Origin of the sequence: Cylindrospermum sp. FACHB-282 (assembly GCF_014697195.1) — a bacterium.
Taxonomy (GTDB): domain Bacteria; phylum Cyanobacteriota; class Cyanobacteriia; order Cyanobacteriales; family Nostocaceae; genus Cylindrospermum.
In genome coordinates this window covers 1-16445 of record NZ_JACJRJ010000018.1, presented here as the reverse complement: position 1 = coordinate 16445, position 16445 = coordinate 1, and the positions used below count along the sequence as shown (strand labels likewise).

The following is a 16445-nucleotide window of genomic DNA, read 5'->3' as shown; positions in this document are numbered from 1 at the left end:
ACAAAAAATGAAAAACCACGATTTCAAAGGACAAACCAACAATCTTAACTATGTTTTTGAAACCAGCGCTGAAGAAACAACAATTACTGCTTACGGGTACGATGTAAAACAGGGCGATCGCATCGAAATCGATTCTTATACGTTCGAGGTGCAACAGGTTGAATATTACGCAGCACCATCCGATTTATTCAGAGCTTCTTTGAGTAAATTCAACGAAATTGAAAAAGGAAAAAATTAGAGCAAACGCTGCAAAACTACATCCAAATAAAAAGACTTTTTCTATAATAGAGAAGGTCTTTTTTTTAATCTAAAATATATGACAGTTTCTTTAATTCTTAAAAAAGCAATTGTTTGTCAACCAGTAAATTTTATCGATGGTGATACCCTAGGATTGACAAACCAAAATGGGCAGTACTTTACCAGCCGCGCACGCTGGATTGATTCACCTGAAACCCGCAAGGGCAATGAATCGCAGGACTCTAGATTGCTCAAACATTGGGAATATGGCGCAAAATCCAAATCATTTCTGGGGCAATTAATAGGGTTGCAGAAAATCATCGTCATTCCCTACGAACTTGACCAGTATAACCGCTGGGTTTGTGACTGGTATTTGGCAGATAAGCAAAATATTCAGGTTAAGCTGTGTGTTACTGGAATGGCGATCGCATCCCCGTTTTTCCAAACACCCAACAGCTATGATCTTTCAGCCAGTGAAATTTCTTTATATAGTGCAATTTTAAACGCTACTGTACAAGCTAGGCTAAAACGCACTGGCGTCTGGGAGCAAACTGATTTTCTGTTGCCTTATGAAGTTAAAAAGGCGGTTTAATTACTCCCAAAAGAATTGTTATTAAGACAATTGTCTTGAGGGGAAAACTTTTCCAGTTCATTGACTAACAATTCCTCGGACAGTAGCTTTTTCTTGTCAGGACTAGTCAGTACAAAAACTTTTGCTGTTTAAAACAACAACAACGGTTTTATTCATCTTTTTTCAACAGCCTCTTTAACATCTCCTAAGTTAAACTCGTGAATTACCATTTCTGCGGCGAAAGTGTAACCGAACTGAAGTACCATAAATATCGCTATAAGTGTTTTAGTTCCTCCAGGAATGCTAAGAATTTTGGCTGTTGTATCAATAATCTCAATCTTTTTAGCCAAAGCGTTTTTTTCAGATTGCAAGCTTTTCCAATTATTTTCATCAACTTCCTGAAATATTTCCAGCGCCCGAACCCTGGAAGTTAAAGAATCTCGCCGCGCAAATACAATTTCTTCTAATCGGATTATCCGAGTTTTGTTCTCAAGGTTTCTGTCAGCATTGAATTGCTGGCTGTTTAATTCTTCTTCACCATTTATATTAAAACTATCTAAGTTGTCAAATTTATCCATAAAATAAACCACTGCATTTGTTAAGAATACTCGATTGTCAGTGATTTAAATCACAGTAGTTTCGACCAACACAAAATCTTTATTGATACACAGTTATCTTTCACACCCGATCCCATCGTTATGGCGTTGGTGTCGGCACTTTTTTACTTTGCCGAAAATTCCAAGGCATCACGGGATTAAGTTGGTTCCAAAATCCAAGCTTTTTCGTTTTCGCGATCGCTTCCTCGGACAACAAACTATCCCGGCTGACGGGGCAGTTTTTGAGATATTGCCGATAAACCACGGCTTCGCCTTCCTGTACCAAAACTAGATTAATGTTTCGGTTCCCCAAAAAAATCTCAGCAACAAACCGCCCGTACCTGTCTTTTTCTTTAATGGAAAATTTAACCGGCTGTCCCACTGGCAGCAGTTGTTTAAGTCTGTTACGCGATCGCCCTCCCCAAGGCTTCTGCTTAAGTTCGGGGGCATCAATGCAAGCTAACCGGATGGTGGCTTTTTGAGACCCAAATTGGGCCCGAACTGTATCACCATCTCCGACATTTATAATTTTCCCGGTGATTAGCTGGCGCTGGGCGAAACCTGGCATTGGCATCAAAAACAAAGCAGCGGACACAGCAGATGCAAAAGCAATTTTTTTGCCCATTATTAAACTCGGTAATGTAAACTTGTTCATGAATAATATACCAAAGTGGGATAAAGATATCTCTCCAGGACGGGGGAAACTACCGCCACCAACGAGAGAAGGCCCAGATGCTGAGTGGTGGGGACTGCGAAAAGGGCGATCGCGCACCAACGAACCACGATTTTTTAGCAACCCAGCCACCGAGTGAATCCGCGTCACTTCCAAAGACTCAGCAAAAGACAACGGCGGTAGAATCCCCGGCAAACGTCTCGCCAACATAGTTTTACCACTACCAGGCGGCCCGACAAAAATTAAATTATGTCCACCAGCTGCCGCAATTTCTAAAGCACGTCGTCCATGAGCCTGTCCCTTCACATCTTGCAAATCTGCCAAATGATGTAAAGACTTTGTCTGCAATGTCTCTACATTCTCATCTACCCTCACAGGTTGGTAACGCCCCGGATTATTCAAAAAATCCACCACATCTGCAATCGTGTTGCAACCATAAACAGCCAAACCTTCCACCACCGCCGCTTCTTGAGCATTATCAGTCGGCACAACTAACCCAGCAATACCCATTTTTTGAGCCGTCGCTGCGATCGGCAGCACACCAGCAACAGGGCGTAAGGTACCATCCAGGGAAACTTCCCCTAAGAATAAATAATCCCCCAACAAATCAGCGCTAACTTGCTCAGAAGCCGCTAAAATTCCCACACTAATCGGCAAATCAAAAGCAGGACCTTCCTTCCGTAAATCTGCTGGAGTTAAGTTAATCACAATCTTTCGCATGGGAAAAGCAAAACCCGCATTCTTCAGCGTTGCTTTTACCCTTTCTTTTGATTCCTGAACCGCTGAATCTGGCAATCCCAAAATAACAGTTCCCGGTAAACCCCCAGAAACATCGACTTCTACCCCTACCTTAACGGCATCGATGCCAACAATTGATGCACTCCAGACTCTAGCCAGCATTTTTATATATTAATAAACCTTAAGAATATCAAAGCAGATTCTTGGGTGCATTAACAATGAGTGAAATCACAACTAGAGGATGAATAATTAAAGATGTAATCCTTGTGGTGGGGCTTACATACGCACTTTGTTGAGTGAGGCACAGTTTAATGACCTTTTTTGAATTCAAAATGCAAAATTCGGCGTTGCTGAATCAAAGTATGAAATGCCAAAATTACCCTTCTTTTTCTTCGTACCTTTGAGCCTTTGCGCCTCTGCGCGAAACAAATTCATATTCTCAATCAGCAACGCCCAAAATTCTGTTAGTCAGAATAAAAACAATTTTGAATTAATTAATTCCGAGTACAGGCTCCATTTTCCCAACAGATACTACAAAACTATTTGTAAAATGACAGCATAGCTTCTTCGAGATGGGATTGTATAGTCACCCGGTTAGCGAGACGGAACTGCCACGCGGCAACATCTTCAAAGCTGAGGTGAAAAGTATCAGCACAAGGTGTCCACCACCCCCCAAGAATAACGGGATCTTCACAGCGGATCAGCCCCAACTTCCGTAAATTTTGCTCCTGAGGCGTGCCCGGTATTGGAGAGATGGCAAATGGTGCAACCCCAAATTCCAGTGAAGGATTAATGGTCTTGAGTTCTTGACGGAGTTCCAATAACGCATCTTCCAAGTACTGCAAACTGTCGTGGCTATCTTCCGGTAGTCCAATAATGACACCATAGGAAATTCTTGGCACACCTGCTTGCACGATTGACCGCAGCATAGTTACGTGTTCTTTCCAGGGCAAAAGTTTGGCGTAAGATTCTCGACCCACTAACGGGCGTTCAGCAGGAATGTACGCAAAAAAACAGCCAACCTTGCCATCCCACCCCCAAAGTGATTGAATCAGTTCTTCGTCTGGCTTCAAATCGCCATCGGGACGGATTCCCCGACCAAGTGTGGCTTTTTTGATTTCTAACCCGTTGACCCAGCCAACAGGCAGTTCCATTTCCCGTAACCCGTTCATAATTTCTAGAATTTCTTGCCGTCCTTCTGGAAACAGGACACGACCAAGAAATTGATCGGAATAATTTAACACTGCCCGTCCACCAGCTTCTTTTTGTAATGCAAACCACTCCAACACCCGTTTAGGTGACATCCTGCTATACCCCAATTTATAAGTCGGAGTCTGACAAAAGTCACACTTGCGATCGCAACCCATATCAGGAAACACTGCGCCTACAGGACAGAATTTTTTGGCGATCCAAGATGGGTTCGTTAAGCATTGCTTGGCTATCCTCAAAGATGGCAGCGACCACTCTTCTGGCCTAAGTGGGCGGAGGCTGTTAGGGTATTGAGTTCCGGAAGCGAGGATGACACCCGTGAGCTTCTCTGGCGATGATTTGCCAAGAACGTAATCAAAGATTGCCCAATTGGCAGCGCCGGATTTATCGGTCACTACTGCGGTGGCACCCGCTTGCAGGTAAATTTTGGGTTGGGCGATGGCATCTGAACCCCCGACGACAACTGGTCTATCACCACTACTCAGTCGCTTAATTACCATGCACGCGACTTCTCGCTGTTGCGTATAGTTACAGGTAACACCCCAAGCATCGTAAGTTTGTGGGTCTAGCGTCGATATCTTCTTGCCTTTGAGCGTTTTGGTGAGCGTTATGCCACCCCACTTTACCTCGCCATAGGTTTCTTGATCGCTGCCAATTTTGAGATTCACCAAATGCGGGTCGAACCCGCCTGCTTCCAAGTTCGACATCAAAATTTGCTTGCTTAATAACGGATAGTCTACACTAGCTAAATTTCGATCTTCTCCATTTTGGTCAATCAGTTGTATATCTGGTAATTCAACCAGCCCAATTTTCATAATTTCTCGTTTGTATTTTGAGTTTATTAGTAATAAAAAAACCATTTAGGCATTAGGAAAATTTGCGTTTCCAACCAGAATTTATTTTGACGACAGAGGCGCATAGGGTTGTGCAAATTGCTGGCTTTTCAAGATATCGTGTTTAAATCTTCGCTCCATATGATGGCAGATATAGCGTATCTGGTCTTCTCGGTTGCGAAAGCGCCAATGCCCTCCTTCAAGCACCAAATTGCCTTCAGTCGTCAGATGTTCATGCCAAAGTTGTAGTTCCTTGCTCATCGCCAAGGCATCTTGATACGAGATTCCCAGCATACGTTCAAACTGATTCAGGTTCAGACCTTTGTCAGAGTAGAGTAGGTAAGTGGAAGTCATGTAAAGATAAATTGCATTTTCACGTGCGGGAATAGGAGAACCTATAGTTAGGGGAGTGGCAATGAAATGCTTATAGTCGCTTGAAGTCCGGTATAAGCATTGCTGCAAAAGCGAGTGGGCACCAGCCCCAAACCCTATCCAATCATTTCCAAGGTTATAGTAAATATCATCGCAGTCGCATCGAGAGTTGTCGTTAGCGTAGTAGAAACAGTTATAGCCCTCATAGCCAGCATTCTCCATGTAATTAAGCACTAGATCGAATTTTGAATACAAGTCTTCGGTAGTATAGGAAGACTCACATCTCTTCGCCATAACTGTTCTGGGGTCGGGTTCGTATAAATAAATCGAGTAATGATTGCCTGCAAGCGCAACTAACTTTTCTAGATTGTGAGAGATTTCTTCTTTACTCTCCGAAGGCATACCAAACATCATATCGATGTTCACATTCGTAAAGCCAGCATCCCAAAAAATCTCGATGGCTTTTTGCACCTGCTCAACACAGTGCGAGCGTCCAATCATTCTCAAACGATTGTTATCCATCGATTGCACGCCCATGCTAATTCGGTTGAAGCCAGCATCTAACAAGGCGCGAAAGTCGTGATGTGGAGCGTTCTCTGGTGTAGTTTCTAGTGTGACGCTACCGAAATGTAACGAAGGTTTTGAATTGGATTCAATAACCTGAAGAATATCTATAAGTTGCTCAGTGGACAGAGCAGTGGGAGTACCACCGCCAAAATAGATTGAGTTTATTTGGTGTCCATCGCTTGTAAGTTGGGGAAGATAGTGAAGAATCTGCCTCTTAATCGCCTCAACATATTCGCTATACCAATTGTGCTGACCAACTAAATTTCTACTGTCAATATCCGCAACATAATGACAGAAATGACACTTGGAATTGCAAAAGGGAATATTAACATAAATGGCTAAATCAGAAATTCCGCTTTTATCAAGTTCGCTGGTATTTTTCATTTCATTTCTCCATTACCAATTAATCAGTTTCTAGATAGCTGCCCAGGATAAACTCTCCCACAGATGTTTCTTTGTAGTAATCTAACCCTGCTGCTTGAGCAAATAAATCAGAATCGCCACCTCCTAAAGCGCACGGTGCTAGCCCCATCGCAGTTGCCACCAGATACATCGTCTGATACAATACCCCAACGTGCTTAAGGATTAATGCATAAGCCATCGATTGATATTTCCAACTCACTTTTGGAAAACGCGCCGTAATGATAATTAATACTTGCGGTCGGCATTTTCTTTCTGTCGTATGCCAAGCAGCTTCTAAAAGAGTCTGTACAGACGGGTTAAGGTCACATATCTGTGCAAGTTCGTGTTTTTGGGGACAATAGTGGTAGAGACCTGCGCTCAAATCGGCACATTGATTAATCACAGTATATAACTCTAACTCATAGATGGCTCCACCACTGGGATAAGGGCGATTACTGAGGTGTCCATGTTCACTTTGTACTAGTAATTTTACTCTGGCAGTTCGGAATAAAAATTCACCCAGTTGTTGTTGGGTAAGCGGACGTTCGCCATGTTGACGAATAGAACGCCTTTGCTCCAGCACATAAGTAAATGGGAGGTCATTTTTCTGCAAGTGTTGAATATCCGGTTCAAACAAAGGAATTGTTACCATCACCGATTCTGGCTTAACTACCGGTAATGGTTCAATTTTGCCCAAAAAACGGTATGTTCCTCCGTAGGGATTCGCGTGCCGACCTAACCGACTGCGGCTATGGAAAAGTAAATCGTGAAATTCCCACTGAACCACAGCAGGATGATTATTTCCCGACTCATAGCCCGGTATAGCTTCTACCAGCATTTGAGCATTGAGGAGTAAATTTAAGAATGCCTCAACTAATTCGACAGAAACCCCAGAGATGACTTGAGACAGTTCATAGCAGTTTCGCGGAACTTTCAGTTCTGCCCACAGTGCTGAAGCTTGCCAATTATGTAATACTACTTTCTCATGCGCTAGGGGCGATTCCAAAACAATTTGGTTGTTCTCCTGGCGACAATAGACAAAGCGAGATAAGACATATGGGGTATCCGGTATAACCTCATAACCTTGGTAATGATGTTGAGATGAAATTGGTATTAGGGTAGCTAAGGGAAAATGATTATATCGAATAGTGCGACAAATCACATTTAGTGCATTGAGATGGTATAGGCATAAATAAAGGTACGGTACTACAGAGATTCCCTCTTCTTGCGTTACTAAATAACTTAGTTCCTGTTCAGTAGCTCCGTCTGCTAACAGTTTTCTTAAGGCTGCTAGCACTCCCGTTGGCAAGGGGTTAAATACAAAGTCAATTTGAGGGCCCTGCAACGCCACCTCACTACTAGGGCGTTCAACTAGCTTGACATCTTGCCTAAGCGATAGCACATGGGATAGGGACATGGAAATTTGGGGTTGATTTAAAGTAAAAAAGGAGACTTGAAGAGTTAGGAGAAATCCATCTAAAAGAAAATTCCAATCGGGTTGAGCTGTGACTCCGTTAGTGGTTTGGTCAGCCACCCTAAAGCCACAGGAATATCGTATAAGCGACCCCCTCCAAAACGTTTCCAGAAATGGCGAAGGCCAGGAACCATCACCTTCGCGACACTTAGCCCAATATCTGGACGAGTTTGATCGAGTACCAGAGTTTCCATGCCTTGCTTCCATAGCAAATCGACACAGGTCTGTATATCGTTTAGTAAGTCATCGCTAGATAATTGGGCATAATCTGATAGCTTTTTGCTCTTGATGCTGTTATTCGGCAGGAGATAGGAATGCTCCGCGACGGTGGCAGTTTTCCACCATTGAATCGCTTCTGTATCGTCAAACCAGTAAAGGGTCGCACCGTCTGCCATAGAGCGCCTCACAGCAGGTAGAAACTGGTTCACTTCCGTAAGCGCCCGCATCACGGCTAGCTTGGGGTCTAAGTGGGCACCAAATCCGAGAACAATATCTTCGATGGCTTTATCGGTGCGTCTAGAAATGGCAGCAAAGGCAGGAATACCGAGATTGCTTGTAATATCTACAACCCAAATATCGCGATTGATACTCCGGTAAAAACCTTGCAGCGCGTCAAAGTATGCCTCATTAAAGCTCGCCAAATCTACCGCTGGTCGTTGCACTTTATTATACCACCAAAGGGCGACGCTATCGCGCTCGATTAGTTCCATCAATCCCTGTAGAATTGCTTCTTCTATAGTGTTGCCCGCAGCATTTCCATTGGCATCACAAGTACAGAAGAAACTTTCTTTCAGGTCAGGATGCCCGTAATAGCAGTAAGCTGTTGGTACATAACGGAACTCACGATGCGTCAACGACCATACTGGTGTCCAAGCAATTTTCCGACTTTCATCAAAGGGGATGGGAATTCGATGATAGGCAGAATCATGGGCATGATTCCAAGTAATACGGTTTTTATATTGTTCCTCGCTAAATAACATCAAGCTGTTCGGGTGTAAAGCGATTGTCTCGATCTCCTGATATGTTGCCTCTTTGCTAATTTCATCACCCCAAAAAACACCAGAGTACCGTTCGATAGCTTCACATAGCCCACTCACTTTCGCCTGGATATCTGTCATCCCTTTACCTCCACTCCTACCCCGCAGGTTTTTGAGCAGAAAAAACAGGTTATTGTTCATCAAAGCGAAATTATGTCCGGCATTGTAGCTGTAAACCAATCCCTCATTCTTATCCTCCGAGGTGCGAAACAGGGAACTCACAACCCCAGTAATTGGGCTAATATGATGCTGGTATATTTTTAAGGTTTCTTCTGGCAAGGCAATTCGATGTCCTCCATCGCGAGTAAAGGCTTTCTTTTGACTCTGTAGAACAATTGGTTTAGGAATAGTATGATAATTGCGATTACCGCAGGCTGAACATTGAGGGCGGCGAACAAGCGTATGTTTTTCGGTTTCGAGGGTGATAGTGTCAAAAAGTACTACGCAATTTTCAAGTGTGTCATTTTGGTTTAATACAATGGTTTTGGCAATTTGTAGAGCAACTATCTGCAAAGCTATCTGCTGGGTAGCTGGCAGAGCTGCCCGACTTGTGGGCAGGGGTTTTGAGGTGTTTTTCTGTTTGAGCAAATAGCTTTCCATTTGACGGTTAGCTTGTAACCGTTGAGACAGGCACTGCCAACAGGCTGTTTTTCCCGGTCGAAAGATAGGACCCAGCCAAAGTTTTGTGCCAATTGGCTTGACCAACATCCAGGAACGATTCGTTCCCAGTGCTTGCTGATTGAGTTGTTCGAGTCCTTCTTGTAGATAGTCATCAGTCAGAACGATTTCAAAGTCTCCATCGGCAGCAACTTGAATATTCAGACCTTGCAAAATGTTTACGAGGGGGGCAGCATCGACGTTACCGAGGGTTCTCACCGACACGCAAATATTCTGCAAGCGATGGGAAACCGTCTTCGTATCAGTGCCTAAAGTATGCCAAAATGCAGCGATTTCAGTTGGTACAGAGTCGGATTCAATGATGTGCCCATCCCGCTCTAACAAATGTAGGGCATAGTAGATTTCGGGGATTGACATCTTATCAGCCAGAAGACTGATTAATTCTTCGGTGCTGTGTTGACCATTTAATAAAGGAGCCAGCGAGCAGTATGCACAACCCGTCAATACCGTATATCCAGTCTCCGTCAGAAGACATACATTCTCAGGTTCTAGTATCTCCACATGAAACGATTGTTTCCACTGGGGTTTGGTGAGCATATGGGCTTTTGCTTTGTTAATTATTTATATGAAGTCTGTATTTTCATTTGGTGTTGATATGCGTATATCTCTTGAGGGTTCTACGCCCGCGACTCCTTCAATTTTAGAGACAACATCAACAGTATCCTTAGTGAGAAAAGCGATGATAATGCCAAGACTAGATAGTGTCTTGACATTTGTTGCACCTAATGAATTTAATTGTTCGATGATTTTAGGTATAGAATCAAGGCTCTCTTCTTTAATAGAAATGACGTATTCTGCGGGCTCCATCTATGCTTTTGCTCCTGACTATACTTTTGCAGTTTTGACCCATGCGTTAACATGAGCAGCTACTTGAGTAAAAGTATTTAGTTAGCTTCCGTTAACCTCCTGGTGTGATACCGGATACATTAGAAACAAAAGGCAGCCAGAGAGTCTAAAACATGGGAATGGAAGAATTTATCCCAGTGGAATTAATCAGTTATTGCCTCATCTTTCAAAGTCATTTCTCCAAGCCAAATTTTATCTATTTTAAATTTTTCCCGTCTTTGTAGAGGACTCCAGTATTTTGCGATCGCTCAAATGCTTTCCCAAAAGTCCGATCAACGAAGCGGACTTGCCACCACTAGCTTCTGAGCTAGACCGGATTCTCCGTCTGACCACTTAAACCTTCAGTTGCGACTCTTTGATAGGTCAGCCCAGGAACTTCATTTCTGTGTGATTTTCCCAAACTGTCTAATTAGTATTTTGAAGAATGAAGCAAGAAAGCTCTTGAGGCTGGGGGAGAAAGAAAATTACTCTTCTTCTTCACTCCCCCGCTCTCCCTGTTCAAGAAAGGCTTCTTTGGAATAAACGATATCACCATAAGACAGTCAGGGGGTCATTTTCTACGGAAGTATAGCTCCTGAATTAGCAGTATTGGGAGCCTGAACTAGTCCTACACCTACATCTGCAACATCAAGAGGGGGAAGAGATTTAGCTGTGCTTGTAAGTAAATCCCATAGAGCTTTACCCCTAGCATCTGGATGGGCTTGTGCTAGCAGTGCGGCAATTCCAGCAACATGAGGAGTAGCCATGCTAGTACCATCGAGAATGTTGTACTTCTTCTCCAATGGCCAGCTAGAATAAACTTTAACTCCTGGTGCGACAATATCAACTTCCCCACCAGTACTACGGTCAATCCCTCGATTCGAGAACCAAGCGATTTGCAATTCAGAATCCACTGCACCAACAGCCATTATAGATGGACAGTTTGCTGGATGACTTACTGGGTTAACAATGGGGTTCTCGATTAAGTTACGCCAACTATCGTTTCCCGCAGCGGCAATGATTAACGTTCCTCGCTCCAGCAGACGCTTAGCTATTGTCTGGTAAATTTGAGAAAATGCTTGTCCAACAGCAACGCGAGCGCCAAGTGACATCGAGATAATCTGACAATTATTATCGACAGCCCAGTTGATTCCAGCCAGAATCGAACCGTCTGTACCTTTTCCTTGTTCATTATTGAGTACTTTGCCAACGTAGATTGCTGTTTCGTAGGCAATTCCGTAGCGTGGAAGCTGTGTAGGGCGACTCGAACCACAGGATGTGCCTGTACAGTGTGTCCCATGACCATATACATCTTGAGCGCTTTCACCCTCTATAAACGATTGACTGACTATCTGGCGATTGGCAAAATCAGGATGATTCATGTCAAGACCTGTATCCAGAATCGCGACTCGAATGCCACGACCACTAAAGGGACAGGCAGGAATTTTCGTCCTATCAAGACCCCAAGTTACCTGGGACTCATCGACCCTAGTAACCTCCGTAGAAGCAGTAGTTGTTTGTATAGAAACAAACCGCTCTGCCTCAAAGGTAAGGATGGGATTTCCGCCCACAACATCAGCTGTACTAAGGTTTGATAAATCCGCTGCACTTGCATTAACTACTGCAACGTTAAGATTGTGCAAAATCAGGGCATTGCTAGGTTCTAAAAACAGATTCGACAATTCATGGTTATTTTCTGCAGTACTAGATACAGCTATTCTATTCTCACTAAAGAGATTATTCAGTACATGAGAGCGATTATTATCGAATAGAACGATAAATTTGCCAGTAGTTGTTGGTTCGGTCGATGGTTGAGTGGGTGGTATAACTGGGGATCCACTATTAATCATCGGGTTCTCCTAATTTTATTCGTTTCCCTTCTATAAATTTGTTGGTCTTTCTCCACAAGCTATTAGCCCCAGCATTAAAACGTAGGCATCGGGTGATTTTAGAAAGCGCTGGTAAGCAACATGGGCTGTCGCAAATTCCTCCAAAGATACGCAATCTACCCAAACTGCTGGTAGTAAACGGTCAGGATTCATCTGGGAAATAAACGGCTCAAGTCCAAGTGCGTCGCTATGGTATACAAATGCTTCGAGCTGGAGATTCGTATATCCAGCAGATTGGAGAATCCGCCATAACTGTCTACCAATAAACTGATTTCCTTTACGAGCAGTTTGTGCTTGAGTAGACTTTGCATAAATCGTTTGAAGTTCGGGAATATAGGGTTCCACAATTCCCCAAAGGGCAGCATCAAGGTCAATTATCGCTAATTTACCGCCGGGTTTTAGGACATGCAACACCTCCTTAGCTGCTTCAATTGGGTTGCTCAGATGCTGAAAAATCAAGCGAGCGATCGCAAAGTCATAATGTTGTTCAGGTAAACACATATTCATGACCGATGCCTCAACTTGAGTGAGTCGATTCAAGCCACTATCACCTAAATGTTGTTTAGCCCTTTTATGCATCTTTGGATCAATCTCTACCGATGTAATGGAACTATTTGGTAACAGGGATAAAAGCTTACCCGTTACAAAACCTGGTCCACTTCCTAACTCAAGTAAAGACATACCATTTTGTAACCCTAGCCAGTTTAGGAGACGGGCTTCTTGCTCCCAACTGAGAAGAGCCTGGGCTTGCAAACGCTCAATTTCAGCATCCCAACCGCGATATTTAAGATTGGCATCATAAGAATCACACGAAGCCATCCTTAACTCCCCTTATTTTTTGATTTAGCTTGATTAGGTGACGTTAGCAACTCAGTTTAAAGCGAGTGTACGGTCATCGGCAAACCAAAGTGCGGTCGCAGTGTGACTAATGCTTCCGGCTCGACAGCATGGTCAGGAATGAGACGAAGTTGGTATTGTTGGGCTAAAGTTGCCAGAACTAAATGAGTTTCTACCCTTGCCAACGTCAAACCAATGCACTGTCTTTGACCACCACTGAAAGGTAAATATGTATAGGGCAATCGCTCGGCTACTGCTTCTGGGCGAAAACGCTCTGGGTTAAACTGTTCTGGCTCTTGCCAAAAGCCTGGATGGCGATGCATGGCATAGGGACTAATCAAGACAAGAGCGTTGGCAGGTATGTGGTAACCACCGATTTCATCGTCTGCGCGGCACAGACGCGACATCATCCATACAGGAGTATACAGACGCATCGACTCTTGAATGACCATCCAGGTATAGGTCAAGTTAGGAAGGTCTTGATACGTAGGGATACGCCCTTTCAATACGGTTGCTAACTCGTCCTGTAACTGTTTAGCTACGACAGGATGTTGGTCAAGTAAGTATAGTGTCCATGTCAAAGCTTTTGCCGTAGTTTCGTGACCAGCCATAAGCAGTGTGAATATTTGTTCCTGCAAATGGCGATCGCTCATTTTCTCTTGTGTTTTTTCGTCAGTTGCCAGCATCATCATCGAAAGCAAATCCCTTTTGTCTTCGTTCTGGCAACGACGTTCCTGAATAATTTTGTAGACAAGCCGATTCAGGGTTGTCATTGCCTCTCGAAACTCTCGAAGCTGATCTTGATTATTGGGGTCAAAATGCGCCATGCACTCATTGATAACCCCAACCGACTGACCAAAGTTGTCGGCTTCGCAATTTAGATCGACCCCAAACAATACTTGGGCGACAACCTGTAGAGTTAAGCGAGTCATCTCCTCAGCAATTTCTAAAGGTTTATCTCGATCAGCAATTAATTTCCACTGCTGCAACATGGACTGAGTTGCATCCGTGATGGTGGTGCTGAAGGCTTCGATGCGCTCCCGATGAAAGGCGGGTTGTATTAGCCGACGCTGTTGAAACCAAGAATCTCCCTCACTGGTCATTAATCCCTCGCCAAGCATCGGCTTAAGCATCATCAAATCAGGAGTACCTTCCTTGGTATAGTTATGATGTTTTTCCTGTAAAACGTGCTTAATATAGTTGGGATGATTGACCAAAATTACCAACCAAGACTCGGCGCGGTAGTGGACAATATCCCCATAGGTTTGGGTATAGTGCAGCAGAAACTTAAGCGAGTCTTTCTTTAAGTCGCTGACTGACACGTTTTCTTTTGGTCCAGGCGGGAGCTTAAGCGAGGGAGTTAGATAGGACATAGCATTAGGTTTTGATGAGCATCGGCTAAGTCATAACACTCTTTTAAACGACAATTAGCTCAAAAGGTTGTCTAGAATGCTTATCCAATAGGAATAGTGATTTTCCCTGTAGTTACAAGGAGCATTATTTGCGATGGCTTCTGTATACATTGTGCAAGTTAAGTGCAGGTGCAGCATGGGCAACAGCAGCAACAAGCTGTTACATCTTGAACATCAAATTCTGTAGCACCAGAGGACGTTTGTTGGAATAGTTGAGGCTGTTGAGGAACAAATAGTTGTAAAACCCCTGTTTGCTCCACTTGTTTCCAACCATCAACCTGTACTTTCAAGGACGCAGAACTTGGGTCAGCTACCTGTTTGACAATATCAATCCTTGCATTGGGAGGTATTGCAATTCCAAATTCTTTAAGTACTTGAGTTGGTTGCGCTTCTAGTCGCGCCATAAAAGTTCGATCTGTCCAAGCTTGAATTAATAACTTAGAGTAGTTGTGTACAAACTGATTCTCAATTGCAGTTGGCATAACGCTCTCCTTAAAAAAGTTGGCTCAAATCAGGAACAAATATCTGATCTGTCAAGTTATAAAGTTTAAGTGGTTGTATTTACCTTTATTTCCCTAAGTACAGCTTTGCATAAGTTCATAGCAAATTGACATGGAAAAACTTTTGGCGGTAGGGTAAGCATACGTAAACATCCCTCAACTATTCAGTATTAAGTTAGGCGAGTTGTTGATGATGAGCTTGTTGGCTACTCATAAAAAACATTTAGTTCAGGCTTTAATAATGCTCTTATCACATTCATATATTCCAAAATTTTTGTCAATATATATGCACACCATTTTTTATTTAAATAAGTAGGTGGGCGTGAGATAAGTAAAATGTGTAACAATAAGTAAATCCAGTAAATAGGATAAGTAAATATAAAAAATGCCAGCACGTCTTAGGGTATTTTTGAACCAGGAAGAAGATAGAACTTTATTTGAGTTAAGGACAGCCACAACGGTGTCAGAAAAAATAAAAGATCGAGCCGAATTCAAGTTATCGCAGGCGAGAGTATAAAAGCCGACGGTACATCCAAGCGTTTTGGGATGGTTTATTACTACGACACCAAACCCCAACGTCGTGTATTTGAGGTGTTAAAATCCCAAGGGATGCAAATGAACCAACAGGTCACATTTTTATCAGATGGTGAAGAAAGTATATGTGACCTATAGTATTATCTTAACCCTAATGCAGAACATATACTCCATTGGTTTCACATCACAATAAGGTATCAGTAAAGAAGATTTGGAAACAGGTATTTCAAGCTAATCCATCTAAAAAGATTTAACTTATTTAAACTGGTATTTGTGGCATGGCAATGTATTTAAGGTATTATCAAAAATTGAAGATTTAAGGCTCTCCCAGAGTGGTTATGATAAAATAATATAAATAAAATAAATAGCTGCCAATAAATTTATAGTAATTAACAGCCTAAAACGAGTCTTTGAAGAAGATTCAAGATTAATTAACACTATAAAAAATATTGAAATAAAAATCACTGTTGTAATAAGTATGCCATCTAAATCCCTTGCTTCATTTTATTAATAAAGTTATTAATCTCGAAGATATTAAGGTCGTTAATTACCATTTTATCACTGATGATGAAATAGTAATAGAAATCCAAAATATAGCAGTTCCCGGTCTAGTGAGGTACAGTTGATAAATAGGTTGTACATTTTATTATCCAATAGAAATGAAGGCATACTCACTCGACTTACGTCAGAAGATCATCGATTCCTACTTTGAAGGTAAAATATCTCAGCGTCAGAATCCAATAAATACATGGAATTTACCTACGATCGCTCCCGTGTTTCAGCCTGATGACGTAACTCACGAGCATAGGCTTGACTATCAGTAATATCTGAAAGTGAATTGATTACACCTTCATTTTCCCAAAATTTTACAAGTACAGTATGCATTTCACATTTACGGATAAGTCTATTGTAGATTTTGCGTTTGTTGATTATACCCAATCAAAAGTTTTAGCTTAAACGAAAAGAAGCCCCACACTCACTCTTAGGAGTGTGGGATGAATTTTTGGGCGACGACGAATTGACCCCCAACTAATTCAAACCATAGGTTTGACAGGACGGGG

General features: G+C 42.6%; 14 protein-coding genes and 2 pseudogenes. 4 read left to right on the top strand and 12 right to left on the bottom strand.

All coding sequences use genetic code 11. From position 1 onward, the window contains the following. Positions 1-7 precede the first annotated feature (7 nt). Complete coding sequence (locus tag H6G32_RS11310; RefSeq protein WP_190458158.1) at positions 8-238, top strand: hypothetical protein; 231 nt, start codon at positions 8-10, stop codon at positions 236-238. A 78-nt stretch (positions 239-316) separates the two neighbouring features. Beyond that, positions 317-829, top strand: a complete 513-nt coding sequence (locus tag H6G32_RS11305) for a thermonuclease family protein (RefSeq protein ID WP_190458156.1) — start codon at positions 317-319, stop codon at positions 827-829. Positions 830-981: 152 nt separating this feature from the next. Here the strand turns inward: H6G32_RS11305 and H6G32_RS11300 are convergent, their stop codons facing one another. The 11 genes from H6G32_RS11300 to H6G32_RS11250 all read right to left on the bottom strand — a co-directional run bounded on the left by H6G32_RS11300 (position 982) and on the right by H6G32_RS11250 (position 14832). Further along, positions 982-1386 carry a hypothetical protein gene (locus H6G32_RS11300; protein ID WP_190458154.1) on the bottom strand — a complete coding sequence of 135 codons (405 nt, stop codon included), beginning with the start codon at positions 1384-1386 and terminating at the stop codon, positions 982-984. A 118-nt stretch (positions 1387-1504) separates the two neighbouring features. Beyond that, positions 1505-2977, bottom strand: a complete 1473-nt coding sequence (locus tag H6G32_RS26740; protein ID WP_190458152.1) for a YifB family Mg chelatase-like AAA ATPase — start codon at positions 2975-2977, stop codon at positions 1505-1507. 377 nt (positions 2978-3354) lie between these two features. Next, the gene (locus H6G32_RS11290) at positions 3355-4839 is read right to left on the bottom strand and encodes a radical SAM protein (RefSeq protein ID WP_190458150.1); all 1485 of its coding nucleotides are present in this window, start codon (positions 4837-4839) and stop codon (positions 3355-3357) included. Between the two features lie 81 nt (positions 4840-4920). Beyond that, positions 4921-6180 (bottom strand): coproporphyrinogen-III oxidase family protein, encoded by a 1260-nt coding sequence (locus H6G32_RS11285; protein ID WP_190458147.1) that lies wholly within the window; start codon positions 6178-6180, stop codon positions 4921-4923. 19 nt (positions 6181-6199) lie between these two features. Continuing rightward, positions 6200-7615, bottom strand: a complete 1416-nt coding sequence (locus H6G32_RS11280) for a SagB family peptide dehydrogenase (protein WP_190458145.1) — start codon at positions 7613-7615, stop codon at positions 6200-6202. 59 nt (positions 7616-7674) lie between these two features. Then, positions 7675-9924 carry a TOMM precursor leader peptide-binding protein gene (locus tag H6G32_RS11275; protein ID WP_190458143.1) on the bottom strand — a complete coding sequence of 750 codons (2250 nt, stop codon included), beginning with the start codon at positions 9922-9924 and terminating at the stop codon, positions 7675-7677. Positions 9925-9948: 24 nt separating this feature from the next. Next, positions 9949-10194: a hypothetical protein gene (locus tag H6G32_RS11270; RefSeq protein WP_190458141.1), complete on the bottom strand. Its 246-nt coding sequence runs from the start codon at positions 10192-10194 to the stop codon at positions 9949-9951. A gap of 596 nt (positions 10195-10790) precedes the next feature. Further along, complete coding sequence (locus tag H6G32_RS11265) at positions 10791-12062, bottom strand: S8 family peptidase (protein WP_190458139.1); 1272 nt, start codon at positions 12060-12062, stop codon at positions 10791-10793. Positions 12063-12092: 30 nt separating this feature from the next. Beyond that, complete coding sequence (locus H6G32_RS11260) at positions 12093-12920, bottom strand: class I SAM-dependent methyltransferase (RefSeq protein ID WP_190458137.1); 828 nt, start codon at positions 12918-12920, stop codon at positions 12093-12095. A 56-nt stretch (positions 12921-12976) separates the two neighbouring features. Continuing rightward, the gene (locus tag H6G32_RS11255) at positions 12977-14260 is read right to left on the bottom strand and encodes a cytochrome P450 (RefSeq protein ID WP_190458135.1); all 1284 of its coding nucleotides are present in this window, start codon (positions 14258-14260) and stop codon (positions 12977-12979) included. A 209-nt stretch (positions 14261-14469) separates the two neighbouring features. Beyond that, complete coding sequence (locus H6G32_RS11250) at positions 14470-14832, bottom strand: hypothetical protein (protein ID WP_190458133.1); 363 nt, start codon at positions 14830-14832, stop codon at positions 14470-14472. Between the two features lie 403 nt (positions 14833-15235). Here H6G32_RS11250 and H6G32_RS26735 point away from each other — a divergent pair. Continuing rightward, a pseudogene (locus H6G32_RS26735) lies at positions 15236-15337 on the top strand (IS630-like element ISAcma27 family transposase); the annotation flags it as partial. Continuing rightward, positions 15316-15700: pseudogene (locus H6G32_RS26730) on the top strand (ISKra4 family transposase); the annotation flags it as partial. The pseudogenes H6G32_RS26735 and H6G32_RS26730, both read left to right, overlap by 22 nt. A 443-nt stretch (positions 15701-16143) precedes the next feature. On the opposite strand, the gene H6G32_RS27085 reads toward H6G32_RS26730, so the two are convergent. Next, on the bottom strand, positions 16144-16269 hold the full coding sequence (locus tag H6G32_RS27085) for a hypothetical protein (RefSeq protein WP_255502418.1): 126 nt from the start codon (positions 16267-16269) through the stop codon (positions 16144-16146). Between the last annotated feature and the right edge of the window lie 176 nt (positions 16270-16445).

What these genes read in the sequence shown, in the direction of transcription:
- H6G32_RS11310 (WP_190458158.1), top strand. Translation starts at nt 8, where the DNA reads ATGAAAAACCACGATTTCAAAGGACAAACCAACAATCTTAACTATGTT.
- H6G32_RS11305 (WP_190458156.1), top strand. Translation starts at nt 317, where the DNA reads ATGACAGTTTCTTTAATTCTTAAAAAAGCAATTGTTTGTCAACCAGTA.
- H6G32_RS11300 (WP_190458154.1), bottom strand. Translation starts at nt 1,386, where the DNA reads ATGGATAAATTTGACAACTTAGATAGTTTTAATATAAATGGTGAAGAA.
- H6G32_RS26740 (WP_190458152.1), bottom strand. Translation starts at nt 2,977, where the DNA reads ATGCTGGCTAGAGTCTGGAGTGCATCAATTGTTGGCATCGATGCCGTT.
- H6G32_RS11290 (WP_190458150.1), bottom strand. Translation starts at nt 4,839, where the DNA reads ATGAAAATTGGGCTGGTTGAATTACCAGATATACAACTGATTGACCAA.
- H6G32_RS11285 (WP_190458147.1), bottom strand. Translation starts at nt 6,180, where the DNA reads ATGAAAAATACCAGCGAACTTGATAAAAGCGGAATTTCTGATTTAGCC.
- H6G32_RS11280 (WP_190458145.1), bottom strand. Translation starts at nt 7,615, where the DNA reads ATGTCCCTATCCCATGTGCTATCGCTTAGGCAAGATGTCAAGCTAGTT.
- H6G32_RS11275 (WP_190458143.1), bottom strand. Translation starts at nt 9,924, where the DNA reads ATGCTCACCAAACCCCAGTGGAAACAATCGTTTCATGTGGAGATACTA.
- H6G32_RS11270 (WP_190458141.1), bottom strand. Translation starts at nt 10,194, where the DNA reads ATGGAGCCCGCAGAATACGTCATTTCTATTAAAGAAGAGAGCCTTGAT.
- H6G32_RS11265 (WP_190458139.1), bottom strand. Translation starts at nt 12,062, where the DNA reads ATGATTAATAGTGGATCCCCAGTTATACCACCCACTCAACCATCGACC.
- H6G32_RS11260 (WP_190458137.1), bottom strand. Translation starts at nt 12,920, where the DNA reads ATGGCTTCGTGTGATTCTTATGATGCCAATCTTAAATATCGCGGTTGG.
- H6G32_RS11250 (WP_190458133.1), bottom strand. Translation starts at nt 14,832, where the DNA reads ATGCCAACTGCAATTGAGAATCAGTTTGTACACAACTACTCTAAGTTA.
- H6G32_RS27085 (WP_255502418.1), bottom strand. Translation starts at nt 16,269, where the DNA reads ATGCATACTGTACTTGTAAAATTTTGGGAAAATGAAGGTGTAATCAAT.